Source organism: Paragemmobacter ruber (assembly GCF_009908315.1).
Classification (GTDB): Bacteria; Pseudomonadota; Alphaproteobacteria; order Rhodobacterales; family Rhodobacteraceae; genus Paragemmobacter; species Paragemmobacter ruber.
Genome location: NZ_JAAATW010000003.1, coordinates 257,738 through 274,497, shown reverse-complemented (window position 1 = coordinate 274,497; position 16,760 = coordinate 257,738). Strand labels below are relative to the sequence as shown.

General features: G+C 67.2%; 15 protein-coding genes and 1 pseudogene. 5 read left to right on the top strand and 11 right to left on the bottom strand.

Going from position 1 to position 16,760, the window contains the following annotated elements:
- Positions 1-49 precede the first annotated feature (49 nt).
- On the top strand, positions 50-652 hold the full coding sequence (locus GU920_RS13515; RefSeq protein WP_161767617.1) for a YitT family protein: 603 nt from the start codon (positions 50-52) through the stop codon (positions 650-652).
- A gap of 74 nt (positions 653-726) precedes the next feature.
- On the top strand, positions 727-2,544 hold the full coding sequence (gene typA, locus GU920_RS13510; protein ID WP_161767616.1) for a translational GTPase TypA: 1,818 nt from the start codon (positions 727-729) through the stop codon (positions 2,542-2,544).
- Here typA and GU920_RS13505 read toward each other — a convergent pair.
- The 5 genes from GU920_RS13505 to recA form a co-directional block, all read right to left on the bottom strand.
- Positions 2,541-3,425 (bottom strand): LysR family transcriptional regulator, encoded by an 885-nt coding sequence (locus GU920_RS13505; RefSeq protein ID WP_161767615.1) that lies wholly within the window; start codon positions 3,423-3,425, stop codon positions 2,541-2,543. The two genes, typA and GU920_RS13505, sit on opposite strands and share 4 nt — an antisense overlap.
- Positions 3,426-3,575: 150 nt before the next feature.
- The gene (locus tag GU920_RS13500) at positions 3,576-4,370 is read right to left on the bottom strand and encodes a class II glutamine amidotransferase (RefSeq protein ID WP_161767614.1); all 795 of its coding nucleotides are present in this window, start codon (positions 4,368-4,370) and stop codon (positions 3,576-3,578) included.
- 128 nt (positions 4,371-4,498) lie between these two features.
- Positions 4,499-4,789: a DUF1330 domain-containing protein gene (locus GU920_RS13495; RefSeq protein ID WP_161767613.1), complete on the bottom strand. Its 291-nt coding sequence runs from the start codon at positions 4,787-4,789 to the stop codon at positions 4,499-4,501.
- 3 nt (positions 4,790-4,792) lie between these two features.
- The gene (alaS, locus tag GU920_RS13490) at positions 4,793-7,450 is read right to left on the bottom strand and encodes an alanine--tRNA ligase (protein WP_161767612.1); all 2,658 of its coding nucleotides are present in this window, start codon (positions 7,448-7,450) and stop codon (positions 4,793-4,795) included.
- Positions 7,451-7,625: 175 nt separating this feature from the next.
- Positions 7,626-8,699: a recombinase RecA gene (recA, locus tag GU920_RS13485; RefSeq protein WP_161767611.1), complete on the bottom strand. Its 1,074-nt coding sequence runs from the start codon at positions 8,697-8,699 to the stop codon at positions 7,626-7,628.
- Between the two features lie 242 nt (positions 8,700-8,941).
- Here recA and GU920_RS13480 point away from each other — a divergent pair, with 242 nt between their 5' ends.
- Entirely contained in the window at positions 8,942-9,544 is a 603-nt protein-coding gene (locus tag GU920_RS13480; protein WP_161767610.1) for a hypothetical protein, read from the top strand.
- Positions 9,545-10,116: 572 nt separating this feature from the next.
- Here GU920_RS13480 and GU920_RS13475 read toward each other — a convergent pair.
- From GU920_RS13475 to hemP, 6 genes and pseudogenes are all read right to left on the bottom strand, one after another.
- Positions 10,117-11,592, bottom strand: a pseudogene (locus GU920_RS13475) (ATP-binding protein); the annotation flags it as partial.
- Between the two features lie 338 nt (positions 11,593-11,930).
- On the bottom strand, positions 11,931-13,079 hold the full coding sequence (locus tag GU920_RS13470; RefSeq protein WP_161767608.1) for an RsmB/NOP family class I SAM-dependent RNA methyltransferase: 1,149 nt from the start codon (positions 13,077-13,079) through the stop codon (positions 11,931-11,933).
- Positions 13,076-13,828 (bottom strand): SDR family NAD(P)-dependent oxidoreductase, encoded by a 753-nt coding sequence (locus GU920_RS13465; RefSeq protein WP_161767607.1) that lies wholly within the window; start codon positions 13,826-13,828, stop codon positions 13,076-13,078. The genes GU920_RS13470 and GU920_RS13465 overlap by 4 nt, the downstream gene beginning before the upstream one ends.
- An 86-nt stretch (positions 13,829-13,914) precedes the next feature.
- Positions 13,915-14,400 (bottom strand): bacterioferritin, encoded by a 486-nt coding sequence (gene bfr, locus GU920_RS13460; RefSeq protein WP_161767606.1) that lies wholly within the window; start codon positions 14,398-14,400, stop codon positions 13,915-13,917.
- Positions 14,375-14,662 (bottom strand): (2Fe-2S)-binding protein, encoded by a 288-nt coding sequence (locus tag GU920_RS13455; protein WP_161767605.1) that lies wholly within the window; start codon positions 14,660-14,662, stop codon positions 14,375-14,377. Before GU920_RS13455 ends, bfr begins: the two co-directional genes overlap by 26 nt.
- Before the next feature lie 7 nt (positions 14,663-14,669).
- The gene (gene hemP / locus GU920_RS13450; protein WP_161768087.1) at positions 14,670-14,822 is read right to left on the bottom strand and encodes a hemin uptake protein HemP; all 153 of its coding nucleotides are present in this window, start codon (positions 14,820-14,822) and stop codon (positions 14,670-14,672) included.
- Between the two features lie 237 nt (positions 14,823-15,059).
- Here hemP and GU920_RS13445 point away from each other — a divergent pair, with 237 nt between their 5' ends.
- Together GU920_RS13445 and GU920_RS13440 are read left to right on the top strand one after the other, a co-directional pair.
- A complete protein-coding gene (locus GU920_RS13445; RefSeq protein ID WP_161767604.1) occupies positions 15,060-15,566 on the top strand; it encodes an RNA polymerase sigma factor in 507 nt (168 codons plus the stop codon).
- Positions 15,563-16,303 carry a zf-HC2 domain-containing protein gene (locus GU920_RS13440; protein ID WP_161767603.1) on the top strand — a complete coding sequence of 247 codons (741 nt, stop codon included), beginning with the start codon at positions 15,563-15,565 and terminating at the stop codon, positions 16,301-16,303. The genes GU920_RS13445 and GU920_RS13440 overlap by 4 nt, the downstream gene beginning before the upstream one ends.
- Positions 16,304-16,760: the final 457 nt, after the last annotated feature.

Sequence of the window (16,760 nt, the reverse complement as noted above, 5' to 3'; positions counted from 1 at the left end):
CGTCGCTGCCCCTCTGGCGCAGCCCGCCCCTTCCCGCTACAGCGCGCGCATGACCGATCCGAAAAGCCACAGCCTGATCGAAGATGCCCAAGGCCTTGCCTTCGGGGCCACCATGGCCGCCTTCGGCATCGTCATCCTCACCCATCTGGGCATGATCACGGGCCAGACGGCAGGCCTTGCCGTCCTGATCTCCTACGCGACCGGCCTGCCCTTCGGATGGCTCTTCTTCGCCATCAACATCCCCTTCTACTGGTTCGGCTACCGCCGCATGGGGCTGGCCTTCACGATCAAGACCTTCCTCGCCGTGGCGCTGCTCTCGGCCCTCTCGGCGCTGATGCCCGGATGGGTGGATTTCTCCACCCTCCACCCGGCCTTCGGGGCGGTCCTCTTCGGCTTCGTCTCGGGCGCGGCGCTCCTTGCCATCTTCCGCCACGGGGCCAGCCTCGGCGGCATCGGCATCCTCGCCCTCTACCTGCAGGACCGCACGGGGTTCCGCGCGGGCCACACCCAACTGATCTTCGACGCCGCCCTCTTCGCCATCGCGCTGACCTTCCTGCCATGGCCCACCGTCGCCTGGTCCTTCCTCGGCGCGGCGGTCGTCAACCTCGTCATCGCCATCAACCACAGGCGCGACCGCTACATCGCCACCTGACGGCCCTAGCCAACAGGCGCCAAACCCTGTATGGCCCCTCGCAACCGCAGAAAGATTTGAAAGAGACCTCCCCGATGGAGCTTCGCAACATCGCCATCATCGCGCATGTCGACCATGGCAAAACCACCCTTGTGGACGAACTGCTCAAACAGTCCGGCGCCTTCCGCGCGAATGAGGCCGTCTCCGAACGCGCCATGGATTCCAACGACATCGAACGCGAACGCGGGATCACCATCCTTGCGAAATGCACCTCTGTCGAACATGGCGAGACGCGCATCAACATCGTCGATACCCCCGGCCATGCCGATTTCGGCGGCGAGGTGGAGCGTATCCTGAACATGGTCGATGGCGTGGTCCTGCTGGTGGACGCCGCCGAAGGCCCCATGCCCCAAACGAAATTCGTCACCTCCAAGGCGCTCGCCCTCGGCCTGCGGCCCATCGTGGTGCTGAACAAGGTCGACAAGCCCGATGCCGAACCTGACCGCGCCCTGAACGAGGTGTTCGATCTCTTCGCCAATCTCGGCGCGAATGATGAACAGCTGGATTTCCCCTATCTCTACGCCTCCGGCCGCGCCGGCTGGGCGGATGAAAGCCTTGACGGCCCGCGCAAGGACCTGACCGCGCTCTTCGATCTGATCGTCCGCCACGTCCCCGCCCCGAAACAGATCGCCCGCCAGAACGAACCCTTCTCGATGCTGGCCACCACGCTTTCGGCCGATCCCTTCATTGGCCGCATCCTGACGGGCCGCGTCGAATCCGGCCGCCTGAAGGTGGGCGAGACGCTCAAGGCGCTGTCGCGCACGGGCGAACGTCTGGAACAGTTCCGCGTGACCAAGGTCCTGGCTTTCCGCGGCCTGACCCAGACCGCGATTGATGAAGCCGTGGCCGGCGACATCGTCACGCTGGCCGGCATGTCCAAGGCGACCGTGGCCGATACGCTCTGTGCGCTCGACATCGACACCGCGCTTCCCGCCCAACCCATCGACCCGCCGACGATCACCGTCACCTTCGGCATCAATGACAGCCCGCTTGCCGGCCGCGACGGCAACAAGGTGCAATCCCGCGTCATCCGCGACCGCTTGATGAAGGAATCCGAGGTCAACGTCGCCATCAAGGTGGCCGACACCCCCGGCGGCGAGGCGTTCGAAGTGTCAGGCCGGGGCGAACTTCAGATGGGCGTGCTGATCGAAAACATGCGCCGCGAAGGGTTCGAACTGTCGATCTCCCGCCCCCGCGTGATCTTCAAGGAAGAAAACGGCGTCCGCATGGAACCGGTGGAAGAGGTCATCGTCGATGTCGATGACGAATATTCCGGCGCGGTGATCGACAAGCTGACCGGCGAACGCAAGGGCGATCTGGTCGAGATGAAGCCTGCAGGCGTCGGCAAGACCCGCATCATCGCCCATGTCCCCTCGCGCGGCCTGATCGGCTATCACGGCCAGTTCCTGACCGACACGCGCGGCACGGGCGTGCTGAACCGCATCTTCCACGGCTGGGTGCCGCACAAGGGCCCGATCCAGGGCCGTCGTCAGGGCGTGCTGATCAGCATGGAAAACGGCGTCTCGGTCGCCTATGCGCTGTGGAACCTCGAAGAGCGGGGCCGCATGTTCATCGGCCCGCAGGAAAACGTCTATGAGGGCATGATCATCGGCGAACACAGCCGCGACAATGATCTTGAGGTGAACCCGCTCAAGGGCAAAAAGCTCACCAACGTCCGCGCCTCCGGCACGGATGAGGCGGTGCGCCTGACCCCCCATATCCGCTTCAGCCTTGAAGAGGCCATCGCTTATATCGACGATGACGAACTGGTGGAAGTGACGCCGAAAATCATCCGCCTGCGCAAGCGCGTCCTCGATCCGCATGAACGCAAGCGGCAGGCGCGCGCCTCCTAAACGGGCGCGCGTTCCTCGCCCCGGGTCGCGCGGAAATGTCCGCGCGCCCATTTCAGGAAACCGGCCACCCGGGGATCGGTCGCCGCATCCGCATCCGCCACGGCCCAGACCTCGCACGGGGGCGCCTTCGGCCCATCCAGCGGCAAAAGCCGCGGATCGCCCGCCGCCAGATCCAGCGGCAAAAGCGCCACGCCAAGGCCGTTCGCGCAGGCCTCCGCCATCGTCGGCACATTCGGCGACAGCAGGGCCACATTGCCACCCTGCCGCGCCAGCCAGCGATAGCTTTCCACCTCGGCCAGCGCCTTTGACGCCCGGATCACGCCCTGCCCTTCCAGCGTCTCAAGCCGCCCCCGGATGCGGTTCGACGCCACATAATGCGGCGCCGCGAACAGGCCCATCTGCAGCACGCCCAAAAGCTGGCCCGTGCTGCGCTCCGGCGCCGCCGCCATCGGCGCCACCATCACGTCATAGCCCGCCGGATCCAGCGCATAGACATCCTCATGCACCTGCAACTCCGCCACGCTGTCCGCCTTGGCCGACCAGACGGGAATCGCGGGCGACAGAAACAGCCGCGCCATCATCTCGCAACTGGCCACCCGCAGGGGCGGCCCGGCATCCGACAGCCGCGCCTTGACACGTTCATAGATCACCGCCATCTCGCGCGCCGCCGCCACCAGTTCTTGGCCGCGGGCATTCGGGCTCATCCGTCCCATCTCGTCGCGCAGGAACACCGGCTGGCCATGCGCCTCGATCGCGGCCAGACGCCGCGACATGGTGGATTGGCTGATCCGGGCGATCCGCGCCGCCCCCGACAGGCTGCCCGCATCGGTGATCAGCAGGATATCCCGCAGATCGTTCCAGTCCGGAAATGGCGCCGCCATGCCGCAAATCCCCCTTTGCAAGAAAATCCTTTTGCACTCGGGAACCGTGACACTCGGAAAGCCCCGGAAAAGGGGCCGCATAACGCGCATAGCATTAACGACAGCGCCTGTGTCGTCAACGATATTGAACGATCCGTGGCAGGCGCCGGATCAAGCCGCCTGCCGCAGCGCTAATGGATCAAAGGGCGCGATCTCCACCGCCGCGCCGTCGAACCGGCAGAAACTGCCTGCAGGCACCGGGGTCCAGTCGCCCTCATCCTGCTCCAGCGGTTCCGACACCACCGCCCTGCCCTGCCGCCGGTCCGACCAGCGATGGTAAAGCGTGGGCGCATGGTCATCGGTCGCATAGCGCACCGCAAACAGCCGCGCGCCATCCGACAGCGCCGCCGTCAGCCGCAGATGGGGCGCGCTGCCCTTGGCGCGCGACAGCGCGATCACCCGCGCCGCCGCCCGCTCCAGCGCGCCCTGCGGATCCTCGTCCAGCCCCTCGGCCAGCGCGATCAGGAACAGCGCCTCACTATCCGTCGCGCCCTTGCGATGGGGGTACAGGTCATCGCGGATCATCATGTCGGCATCGCGGCGAAAGGCATCATAGCCGCCGATCTGGCCGTTATGCATGAACGTCCAGCGCCCCACCGCAAAGGGGTGGCAATTGTTCCGGCTGGTCGCCGTCCCGGTTGACGCACGGACATGCGCCATGAACAGCCCCGATTTCACCTGTGCCGTCAGGCTGCGCAGATTGGGGTCCGACCAGGCCGGCATCACGTCACGGTAAAGCCCCGGCTCCGGCCGCTCGCCATACCAGGCCAGCCCGAACCCATCGGCATTGATCGCCGTATGGCACTGCGTGGCGCAATGGCTCTGGTGGATGAGCGAATGTCCCGGGCGGCTCACGATCTCTTCCAGAAAGATCGGCGCCCCCACATAGGCAGCCCAGCGGCACATCAGATGCCCCCCCGGGTCTTCGGTCGTCTCGTCATGCTCGGCCTCGGATTCTTTTTTGCGACATTAGCATGAAAACGGCCCCCGCAGGGGCCGATTTATCCACCTAACGGCAAAGGATAGGCGAAAGGTCACTCAACCTCTTCCACCACCACCAGATCGCGCAGGCTCGCGCCCTTGGCATGGGCCAGCGCCGCCTGATACTCGGCCGAGTGGTAGCACTCCACGGCCTTCTCAAGGCTCGGGAACCGCGCCACCACATTGCGGGCGCGGTCATTGCCTTCCAGCTGCACATAGCGCCCACCACGCGCCAGAAACACCCCGCCATGGGCGGCGATGGCCGGTCCGGCGGCCTTGGCATATTTGCCATAGGCCTCCGAGTCGGTCACCTCGACATGGGCGATCCACAACGCGCTCGGCATGGCTCAACCCTCCAGCACGGCTTCCGCCGCCTTGATCGCCCCATCCGCCAGCGCGATATCCGCGCCGCCCGCCTGCGCCATGTCCGGCCGGCCGCCGCCGCCCTTGCCACCCATCGCCTCGGCCGCCGCCTTCACCAGCGCTACGGCAGACACGCGCGCGGTAAGATCGGCCGTCACACCCGCCGCCACGGCGGGCTTCGCCCCCGTATCCGCGATCAGCAGCACGGCCCCCGATCCGATCTGCGCCTTCAGCCCGTCGATCAGCGCGGGCAGATCCTTGCCCGACACGCCCGACAGGACCTGCGCCACGAACTTCACGCCCGCCACCTCGCGCACCTCAGGGCCACCCTTCGCCCCGCCGCCCATCGCCAGATCGCGGCGCAACTGCGCCACCTCGTTCTGCAGGGCGCGGCGTTCGTCGAACAGCACCTTCACCCGTTCGACGATCTCGGCCACCGGCGCCTTCAGCACCGCCGCCACCTCGGCCAGCCGCGCATCCTGCGCGCGCAGATGCTCCAGCGCGGCCGCCCCCGTCAGCGCCTCGATCCGCCGCACCCCGGCAGAGGATGCAGAATCGCCCAACAGGACAAAGGCCCCGATATCCCCCGTACGCGCCACATGGGTGCCACCGCACAGCTCAAGGCTATAGGTCTGCCCGTCCGCACCCTTGGCCGATCCCTCCAGCACGCCCATGGAAACGACGCGCACCTCATCGCCATACTTCTCGCCAAACAGCGCCTGCGCCCCGATGGCGCGGGCATCGTCAGGTGTCATGATCCGCGTCTCGACGGGCGTGTTCTGGCGCACGAAGCTGTTCACCTCGGCTTCCACCTGCGCCAGTTCCGCCGCCGACAGCGCCGCCGAATGGCTGAAGTCAAAGCGCAACCGATCCGGCGCGTTCAGGCTGCCCTTCTGCGCGACATGATCCCCAAGCGCCCGGCGCAGCGCCTCGTGCAGAAGGTGCGTCGCCGAATGGTTGGCCCGAATGGCCGCGCGGCGCTTGTGCTCCACCTCCAGCTTCGCAGGCTGGCCCGTCTTCACCTCGCCCTCGACCACCTCGGCGATGTGGATGAACACCCCCGCCGCCTTCTTCGTATCGGTCACATGGGCCAGACCCGTGGCCGTGCGGATATAGCCCGCATCGCCCACTTGCCCGCCGGATTCGCCATAGAACGGCGTCTGGTTCACCACGATCTGCACCTGGCTTCCCTGCGCGGCGGCGGCAATCCCCGCCCCGTCGCGCACCAGCGCGGTGATCACGCCCTCGGCCGTTTCGGTGTCATAGCCCAGAAACTCCGTCACGCCATCCGCTTCGGCCAGTTCGAACCAGATGCGCGCATCCTTCGCCTCGCCCGTCCCGGACCAGGCCGCCCGCGCCTTGGCGCGCTGCTCGGCCATCGCCGCCTCGAACCCCGCCACATCCACCGCGCGGCCCTTCTCGCGCAGCGCATCCTGCGTCAGGTCCAGCGGGAAGCCATAGGTATCATACAACTTGAACGCCGCCCCCCCGGGCAGTTCCGCCCCGTCGGGAAGACGCGCCAGTTCATCGTCCAGCAGCCGCAGCCCACGATCCAGCGTCTGCTTGAACCGCGTCTCTTCCAGCCGCAGCGTCTCTTCGATCAGCGCCTGCGCGCGGGCCAGTTCCGGATAGGCCCCGCCCATCTGCCGCACCAGCGCCGGCACCAGCCGGAACATCACCGGGTCCTGCGCGCCCAGCATATGCGCGTGCCGCATCGCCCGCCGCATGATCCGGCGCAGCACATAGCCGCGCCCCTCATTCGACGGCATCACCCCATCGGCAATCAGAAAGGACACCGACCGCAGGTGATCCGCGATCACCCGGTGGCTCACCTTGCCCGGGCCGTCGGGATCTTGGCTCGTCGCATGGGCGGATGCCTCGATCAGCGATCGCATCAGATCAGTGTCGTAATTGTCATGCTTGCCCTGCAACAGCGCGCCGATCCGCTCCAGCCCCATGCCGGTGTCAATCGACTGCATGTCGAGCGGGCGCAGCGTGCCATCTGCGAACTGCTCGTTCTGCATGAACACGTTGTTCCAGATCTCGATGAACCGGTCGCCATCCTCATCCGCGCTGCCGGGCGGGCCGCCCCAGATGTGATCACCGTGGTCGTAAAAGATCTCGGTGCACGGGCCGCAGGGCCCCGTCGGCCCCATGCGCCAGAAATTGTCATCGCTCGCGATGCGGATGATCCGGTGATCCTCCAGCCCCGCCACCTTCTTCCAGATCCCCGCCGCCTCGTCATCGGTGTGATAGACCGTGACACACAGCTTCTTGGGGTCGATCCCGAAATCGCGGGTCAGCAGCTCCCAGGAAAAGGCGATCGCCTCGGCCTTGAAGTAATCGCCAAAGCTGAAATTCCCCAGCATCTCGAAGAACGTATGATGCCGCGCGGTATATCCCACATTGTCGAGGTCATTGTGCTTGCCCCCCGCGCGCACGCATTTCTGCGCCGTCGTGGCCCGCTTGTAATCCCGCGTCTCCACCCCGGTGAAGCAGTTCTTGAACTGCACCATCCCGGAATTGGCGAACATCAGTGTCGGGTCATTGCGCGGCACCAGCGGGGACGATTCCACCACGCGGTGTCCGTTGCGCTGAAAAAAGTCGAGGAAGGTGGATCGGATATCGTTCAGCGACGCCATGCTGCAAAGGCCCTTTCAGAAAGGCGGAAACCCCGTTTGGGAACCCCACTTAGCCCTGCCCGCCGCCCCTGTCCACCGCCCCCATCCAACGCCGGCGCCCCGGGGTGCGAAAAAAGGCCGGAACCCTGCGGTTCCGGCCCCTTTCGGTAGCCCGGGCCAGGGCCCCGGACACGGGTCACATATCCAGAACGTCGCCCTCATCCGCCCCGCCGGGCGAGGTGAAATCCAGCCCGTTTGCCGCGCGGATTTTGTCCTCGATCTCGGCCGCAAGGCCGGGGTTCTGGCGCAGGAACTGCTTGGCATTCTCGCGCCCCTGGCCGATCCGCTCATCGCCATAGGAATACCAGGCGCCCGATTTCTCCACGACCCCGGCCTTCACGCCGATATCGATCAACTCGCCCAGTTTCGAGATACCCTCGCCATACATGATGTCGAACTCCACCTCGCGGAAGGGCGGCGCCACCTTGTTCTTCACCACCTTCACGCGGGTGGAATTGCCCACCACCTCATCCTTGTCCTTGATCGAACCGATCCGGCGGATGTCCATCCGCACGCTGGCATAGAATTTCAGCGCATTGCCGCCCGTCGTCGTCTCGGGGCTGCCGAACATCACGCCGATCTTCATGCGGATCTGGTTGATAAAGATCACCATGCAGTTGCTGCGCCCGATGCTGGCGGTCAGCTTCCGCATCGCCTGGCTCATCAGGCGGGCCTGGCTGCCCATCTGCATGTCGCCCATGTCGCCCTCAATCTCGGACTTGGGCACCAGCGCAGCGACCGAGTCGACCACGATCAGGCTCACCGCGCCCGACCGCACCAGCGTATCCACGATCTCCAGCGCCTGTTCGCCGGTATCCGGCTGGCTGATCAGCAATTCGTCCAGATCGACGCCCAGCTTCTTTGCATATTGCGGGTCCAGCGCATGTTCGGCATCGACAAAGGCGCAGACGCCGCCCTTCTTCTGCTCTTCCGCCACCACATGCAGCGTCAGCGTCGTCTTGCCCGAAGATTCGGGTCCAAAGATCTCGATGATCCGCCCCTTGGGCAGCCCGCCAATCCCCAAGGCGATGTCCAGCCCCAGCGATCCGGTCGAGGTCGCCTCGATATCCATCACCGGGCTTTCCTTGCCCAGCTTCATGATCGAACCCTTGCCGAACTGGCGTTCGATCTGTGCCAGCGCGCTTTCCAGCGCCTTTGCCTTGTCCATTTCGCGCTTCCCGTTCAAATCGAGGAGGTTCGCCACCGCCATGTCCGTCTCCTTATTTCACAGCCGCGACCGGGCGGCAATTGCTGCGCTTGTTCCCCAAGTGTTCTCATCTTTATGAGCACAAATGGGGAACATTTCAATCAAATTCGAACATCATCAGCGTGACATACAGAGGTTAAGGCTTGGTTAGCGCGGCAAAGGGCGCCAAAGGGCGCGGCATCGCGGGGCCTCGCCTAAGGCGCGGGCCTTGTGTAGAAGGCCTGCGTCCATGTCAGGGGTGTTTCATGCTGGTTTTCTGGGAACAAAGACTCGTCATCCTCGCCACGCCAAAGACCGGCTCCACCGCGATCGAGGCGGCGCTTGATTCGATGGCCACCATGTCGATCCAGCGCCCGCCCGTGCTGAAACATACGCCCGTCCAGCGCTTCCACCGCTTCATCGGCCCCTATCTGGAGGCCACATCCGGCCACCCCTTCACGGTCGTGGCCCTGATGCGAGAACCACGCGACTGGCTGGGATCGTGGTTCCGCTACCGGCAGCGCGACGATATCTCCGATGCCGCCCGATCCACCGCGGGCATGAGCTTTGATCACTTCGTCAACGCCTGGTGCGATGATCCCCAGCCCGATTTTGCCGCCGTGGGATCGCAGGCCCGCTTCCTGCAGCCAAAGGGAGAGAAGGGTGTCGATCACCTCTTCCGCTACGAGGAAATCGAAACCTTCGTCCATTTCCTCGAAGACCGTCTGGATTGCGAAATCATCCTGCCGCGCCTGAACGTCTCGCCCGTCGCGCCGCTGGACCTGACACCGCAGACCGAGGCGCGTCTGCGCAAGGCCGCCGCCCGCGACTTCGCCCTGTACGAAACGCTCCAACCCCTGCCGGCCTGATCCGTCGCACCTGCCAGAATCGCACCTGGCAGAATCGCCCCCTCTCAGCGCGTGCCCCCCGATCGCGCGCGCCACGCAACCGCACCTTGCGGGAACGCCGCCTGCTGGAAAGCATCCCCCGAAAACGCCCCCGCCCATACGGCCCCCCAGAACGCACTCCAGAATGCACCCCCCCCCCGGCCACCGCGCTTTCCGGTTATGAACACTCAGGGAACGCGTCCGCTGAGCGATTTTCCCCCGCGACCACCGCCACATGGGCAACGCGCCCCGCAAACGCACCCCCTGATAACGCGGCCTCAAGGCCAACACGCCCCGCGAACGCACTGTCCCAAGACTCACCCCTGCAGAACGCACCAACCGCGACCGGGCGCTTAGCGAGCGTCATGGCCTCCCGGCGCGGAACGGGCGGCTGCACGCACCCAGCCAGGCCGGAACCGCCCGGTGGCCCGGACCCCGTGTCCCCGTCGTTCCGACAGCGCGCAAGCCCTGCCCGCCGCCCTGACAAGCGCACCCAGTGCCGCCCCCATCGCCGCCCCCATCGCCGCCCCTGCGGCGCACCCCCGGCCGCCCGCTCATGCCGCCAGTTGCGCCTGCACCGTGTCGATCAGTTCGGTCAGCGAAAACGGCTTGGGCAGAAAGACCGAATTCGGGATCCGCGCCTGATCGTCCGACAGCGCCTCTTCCGCATAGCCCGAGATGAACACCGTCCGCACCTGCGGCCGCTGCCCCAGCGCCTGCCGCACCCAGCCCGGGCCATCCATGCCCGGCATCACCACATCGGTCACGAACACATCCACCCTCAGATCCGCATCCTCCAGCAGCGCCAGCGCCTCCTCGGCGCTGCCCGCCTCCAGCACGCAATGGCCGCGCAGGCGCAGGGCGCGCGCGGCAAAGGTGCGCACCGGCGCCTCATCCTCCACCAGAAGCACCACCGCATCCCGCCGGTGCACCGCGCGCCGCGCGCGCGTCACGGCCCGTTCCGGCGCGGCCTCGGCGCAGAAGGGGAACCACAGGTCAAACTCCGTCCCAACGCCAAGCGTGGATTGCACAAAGACGAATCCCCCCGATTGCTTGACGATCCCGTAGACCGTCGAAAGGCCCAGCCCCGTCCCTTCACCCACGCGCTTGGTGGTGAAGAACGGCTCAAAGATCTTGTCCATCGCCTCGGGCGCGATCCCCACCCCGCCATCGCGGACCGAAATCACGACATACCGCCCCCGCGGCACGACCGCGCGGTCGCGGTGCATCTCCTGCGCCAGCGTGACCACCCGCGTCTCGATCTGCACGATGCCGCCCTCCGGCATCGCGTCGCGCGCATTGACCACCAAATTCATGATCACCTGCTCCAGATGCCGCCGGTCCGCGCGGATCGCGGTCGGCTCGCGCGCATGGATCAGGTCGAGCCCCACCTTCTCTCCCACCAGCCGGTTCAGCAGATGGGTCAGGTCGGCCAGCGTCTCCTGCAGGTCAATCCGCTCCGGCTTCAGGGTCTGCTTGCGCGAAAAGGCCAGAAGCTGCGACACCAGCGCCGCCGCGCGGTTGGCGTTCTGGCGGATCTGGATCAGATCGGGATGGTCGGGATCATCGGGCTGGTGACGCAACAGCAACAGGTCGCAATGACCCGAAATCGCCGTCAGCAGATTGTTGAAATCATGCGCGATTCCTCCGGCCAACTGGCCGATGGCCTGCATCTTCTGCCCTTGCACGAACTGCGCCTCGATGCGCTTCAGCGCGGTCGTGTCCTGCAGGATCGCCAAGGCCCCGCCCCGCCCGTCAGGCCGCAGCGTCACCTGCAGGAACCGCTCGCCCTCCTCGGGGCGGATATCGGCGGCAAGCCCCACCATCTCCGATCCGCCGGGAAGCCGCCCTGCCGCCACATCGGCGATCCAGTCGCGCACGGGCCGCCCGAGATCGACAAACAGCCGCGACACCTCCGGCAGGTCCCGCAGGCCCAGATCCAGCATCGCTCGCGCCTCGCCATTGGCCCGCCGCAACCCGCCCCCGCCATCGAAATGCAGGATCGGCACGGCCAGACCTTCGATCTGCGCTGGATCGAACGCTCCCTGCACCCGCTGCGGGCTCTGGGCCACGCCGACCGTCGTGCCTGACGCCCGGCGCCGAAGATAGGTGGCAAGGCCGCCCCCCGCCAGGGCCACCAGCGCGGCAAAGCCCACAAGGCGCGCTGGCATCGCCAGCGCGATCCCCCCGATCAGGGCGGCCAATACCGCCCCAAGGCATAGCCGGACAACCACCGAAAGGCGCGGCGGCAAAAGGGGCACACGGGCGATCAGGGTGCGCAGATCCGACATCCGCCGCATCTTGCACCGGGAAGTGTTAACAAACCCCTAATCGCCCCATGCGCCTGCCCGGCGGTGCGGCCGCGCCCTCAGCCCCGCCGCAACACGGCGCAAAAGAACCCATCGCCGCCGTCCAGCGGCGTAAAGCGCCGCGCCGTCTCCAGCGTCCAGCCGTCACGCCGTGCCAGAAACCGCTCCACCTGCGCGCCGTTCTCCTCGTCCAGAAGCGAACAGGTCGCATAGCCCAGCACCCCGCCCGGGCGGACAAGGGCCGCCGCCCGGTCCATGATCCCGGCCTGCACCTCGCGCAGCGCGGCCAGACGCGCCGCCGTCAGCGCCCATTTCCCCTCTGGGTCGCGCCGCCAACTGCCCGCGCCCGAACAGGGCACATCCGCCAGCACCAGATCGAACGGCCCCGCCGCCTCGGGCCGGTCCACCAGCGTCACCGCCACCCCGGCGCGGGCCGCGCGCACGGGCAGGTCGGCCATCCGCCGCCGCTCGGCATCATGCGCCCAAAGCCGCAGCCCTGCCCGCGCGGCCATGGCCAACGTCTTGCCCCCGCCCCCGGCGCACAGATCCAGCACCGCCATGCCGTCGCGCAGCGGCAGCATCTCCACCACCGCCTGCGAGGCGGCATCCTGCAACTCCACCAGCCCCTCGCGATAGGCGGCACTGGCCTGCACCTTCCGCGCCCCCGCCCGCACCTCCAACGCCGATGCCGCCAACGGATGCGCCACCGCCTCGATCCCCTCGGCGGCCAGCATCGCCACCGCCGCACCCCGCAACAGCCGCGCCAGATTCACTCGCAGGAACACCGGCGCGCGCTCCTGCATCGCGGCCATCACGGCTTCGAAATCCGCCCCGAGGCTGGCCCGCAGCGGGGCTTCCAGCCAATCCGGGCAGTCGAGCGCCTCCGCCCCCTCCGGCACGCGCCCGGCCTCCCCGGCCCCGGGCGGCGCCGGGGCATGGCCCTGCCCGTCAAACAGCGCCTCCCGGCCAAGGCCGCCGCGCGCCCATCCCAGAACCAGCCCCCGCCCCGTCAGCGCCCCGCCGCGCGCGGCGCAGGATCGCTTGCAGCGCAGCACATCAAAGACGATGTCGCGCACCGCCGCCCGGTCGCCCGACCCGGCATAGCGGTTCGCCCGGCCCCAATTCGTCAGCGCCATCTCGGCCGGCTGCCCCTCCAGCACCCGGTCCAGCACGGCAATGGCCGCCGCCGCCCGCGCCCCCGGCGTCATGCCTTACGCTCCTGCAGGATATTGCCGCCATCCACCACGATCACCGCGCCGTTCACATAAGACGCGCCCCCGGACGCCAGAAACGCCACAACCGCCGCCACTTCCTCCGGCGTGCCTGCCCGGCCCGGCGGGGTGGCCCGCGCCGCCAGCCGCTCCTCGGGCGTCGATGCGCCGGTGGCGATCCAGCCAGGCGCCACCGCATTCACCGTCACCCCCGCCGCCGCCACTTCCAGCGCCAGCGCATGGGTCAGCCCCACCATCCCCGCCTTGGCCGCCGCATAGGCCGTCTCGCCCGGCTTGGCCACATAAGGCCCGGTCACGCTGGCCATCATCACCACGCGGCCAAAGCCTTGCGCCACCATGCCCGGCAGAAAGGCCCGCGTCACCAGCACCGCCGTCGTCAGCGAGGCATCCATCGCCCGCCGCCACTGATCGGGATCAAGGTCCAGAAACCCCACCTGCTCCGCCGGGGCGCCGACCGACCCCATCCCTGCGTTGTTCACCAGCACATCCACCGGCCCCACCGCATCGGCCAGACGCGCCACCTGCTCGGCTTCGGTCAGATCGGCCACATGCGCCGTCACATCCAGCCCCTCGGCGATCAGTTCCGCCGCCCGCGCATGGACCCGCCCCGTGGTCGCCGTAATCGCTACCCGTGAGCCCGCCCGCGCCAGCCAGTGCGCCGTAGCAAATCCTATCCCGTCGGGCGCGCCCGCCCCGGTCACCAGCACCCTGCGCCGCCCGTCCATGGCCAGCCTCCGCCCGTTGCGCGGCGACAATAGGCAAGCGGGGCCGGATTCGCCAGAACCCGACCCCGCCAGCAACTGTCGAACGCTTACTCGGCCTGATCGGCGGGCTTGGCGTTCAGCATGCCGTATTTCTCGGCCCCCAGACGGTCGTAAAGGCCCATCTGCGTCTCGAGAAAGTCGATATGCCCTTCCTCATCCGCGATCAGCTCGTCAAACAGCGCCCGCGTCACGAAATCGCCCACCTGATCGCAATGCCGCCGCGCCTCGATATACAGCGTGCGCGCCTCATGCTCGGCGGCAAGGTCGGCCTCCAGCGTCTCGCGCAGGTCCTGCCCGATCCGCAGCGGATCGAGCTTTTGCAGATTCGGATGCCCCTCCAGAAAGATGATCCGCGCGATCAGCTTGTCGGCGTGATGCATCTCCTCAATGCTCTCGGCCCGGGATTTGGCGGCCAGATGGCCATAGCCCCAATCTTCCTGCAATCTGTAATGCAGCCAGTACTGGCTGACGGCGGTCAGTTCCGACCGCAGCGCCGCGTTGAGAAATTCAATAACCTTGGGATCGCCCTTCATGGTGCCGTCCTTGCCTGAGGTCTGTTTGCATCTGCCTGGACACCGCGCGCAGGATCGGCGGCGTCGTGGGTACCTCAAGGCTGGCACAGTGGCGCATGGTGTCAAGCAAGAGCGGCATACAACCGCCGCAATCGGCACGTTTCCCAAGCGCGTGATAGATCTTGCCCGGCGTGATGATCGTGTCCGGATCGGCCCGCCGCATCCAGGTGATGGCCGCGCGGATGTCGTGGTCCGATATGCCCGAACAGTGGCAGACGATCATCGCGGCCTCACTTCGTCAGGATCAACTTGCCCAGCCGCGTGATGCGCAACAGATAGACCTCACCCTGATGCACCAGCCGCGCCAGACTTCCGCCGCCGGTCAGGGCAAGCACGTCATGTTCCGGCACCTCTGTGGTGGTCTGGGATTTTTCGGGCATCATCGTCGCAACGCTCTGGACCAAGGGACAGCATCGCCCGCGTCCTGAGCCACGGGCGACACCCATAACCTTAGTGATTTTGTCAGCAATGTAAAGCCGACAAATTCACTTGGGAAATTCCCCTCCCCGCGCCCCGCCGCGCCTCCCCGCACTGAAAGAATTTTCTGCCCCGGCAGTGGAATAGACCCTTGGCAGCGGCGTTGTCTTGCCGGATCAAGTGCCTTGTCCAAAGGAATTCCAATGCAAGACCGCTTTCGACAGGACCTCGTCGCCCTTGTCCCAAAGCTGCGGCGCTTCGCCTACAGCCTGACCGGCAACCGGCAGGACGGCGATGATCTGGTGCAGGCCGCCTGCGAAAAGGCGCTGCGCAACGCGGCACAGTTTCAGGCCGGCACGCGCATGGACAGCTGGATGTATCGGATCATCCAGACGCTCTGGATCGACGATCGCCGCAGCCACCAGCGGCGCGGCACCGCCATGGATCCCGACGACGCCGATCTCAGCGACGAAGGCAAGGCCGCCAGCCTGCCCGAGGATCGCATGATGCTCGCCCAGACCCGGGCCGCCATGGCCGCCCTGCCCGAAGCACAGCGCACCGTCCTCGCCCTCGTCGCTATCGAAGGCCTCAGCTACCGCGAAACGGCGGAAACGCTGGATATCCCCGTCGGCACCGTGATGAGCCGCCTCTCCCGCGCCCGCGAGGCGCTCCTGCCCAAACTCGGCCTCAGCCAGGGACCCCGCCAATGACCCCCCCTCCCGCCATGGACCGCACCCGCCTCGCCGCCTTCGTGGATGGCGAACTCTCGCCCGAAGAGGCGGCGGCGGTGGTGATGCACCTCGCCCGCAATCCCGACGATCAGGCCTATGTCGATGACCTCTTCGCCGCCAATGCAGCGCTGGCGCAGGCCTTCGCCGCCCCGATGGGCGATCCGCTTCCCGCACCGCTGGATCAGGCGATCCGTGGCACGGCCCCGGCCTCGGCACAGGTGATCGCTTTCCGCCCCCGCGCGGGCCTGCTGGCGGGCGCCCTCGCCCTTGCCGCCAGCCTCGCCGCCGCTGTCCTACTGTTCCGCCCGATGGACGCGCAATCCCTCGCCGCGGGTCCCGTCCCCTCCGGCTCGCCGCTGGCCGAGGCGCTGGCCACCCTGCCCTCCGGCACACCCCTGCCGCAGGGCGAAGGGCGCGATCTGATGATCCTGTCCACCCTGCCCACCGATACCGGCCCCTGCCGCGAGGTCGAGGCCCTCGATCGCCGCGCCGCCCGGATGGAGGTCGCGCTCGCCTGCCTCGATCCGGCACGCGGCTGGTCCATCGCCGTGGTGCTGCAGGAACCGCTCCTCCCGGCCGGGGAAGACGACGCCTTCCTCCCCGCCGAAGGCGCCGCCGCCGAAGGTCTCTCCGCCTATCTCGATCAACGCGGCGCAGGTCTTGCCCTCTCCCCCGAAGAAGAGGCCGCCCTCATCGCCCGCAACTGGGCGCAATAGCGGGGGCGTTGCGGCAGGACAATGCAGGCGGATGCCCCCCACCATCCGCCCCAAAGCCCCATCTCCCCCGCCATCCCACCGCCCTATCACCCCCGCGCTGACCAATCCCCCACATCAAGCGCCAACCCCCTCCACCGCACAGGGCCGATCAGCTAAAGCCCCCCCTACAGCACCAAGCGCACGGCTGACCCCATCGCCCGCGCCACCCTCTCGCCCACGCCCACCCCACCGCATCCCATCCCCTTGCAAAGCCCGGCCATCCCCCCATCACCACCGCGCAGGCCAAACCACCTCACCCCCACCAAACGCAAACGCGCCCGCTCCCCCGCTCGCCCGCACCACCACCCAAACCCAACCCAAGCCCCACAGTCCCGCCGCAGCATCCCCGCCGCGCGGACGAATCCCCTTCTCCCAAGCGCCAAAGCCCCCTCCCCATGCGCCTGACCAATCCGCCAAA